A 406-nucleotide genomic window follows, 5' to 3' on the forward strand; every position below is an offset into this window, starting at 1 on the left:
ACATCACCCCCCGCACCGGCCACACCACCTTCCACTCCACCGTCACCACCACCCCCCTCGACACCCGACACCTCGACGCCACCTACTGGTACCGCAACCTACGCAACCCCGTACAACTCGCCCCCACCATCACCCAACTCACCACCCCCGACACCGTCTTCATCGAAATCAGCGCCCACCCCGTCCTCACCCCCGCCCTCACCGAAACCCTCGACAACAACGGCACAGCCATCCCCACCCTCCACCGCGACCAAGCCACCCTCACCCACTTCACCCAAGCCGCCGCCACAGCCTGGACCCACGGCATCACCATCGACTGGCCAACCCTCCTCACCCCCTACAACCCCCACCCCACCGAACTACCCCCCTACCCCTTCCAACACCAGCACTACTGGCTCACCCCCGA

At 66.0% G+C, this 406-nt stretch carries 1 protein-coding gene; it reads left to right on the plus strand.

Annotated elements, in window-relative coordinates; genetic code table 11:
• Window positions 1-406, plus strand: a 406-nt coding sequence (locus tag ACGFT1_RS35795) for an acyltransferase domain-containing protein (protein WP_373913162.1), incomplete at both ends; no start/stop codon positions are given.

Source organism: Streptomyces sp. Y20, from assembly GCF_043195475.1.
Classification (GTDB): Bacteria; Actinomycetota; Actinomycetes; order Streptomycetales; family Streptomycetaceae; genus Streptomyces.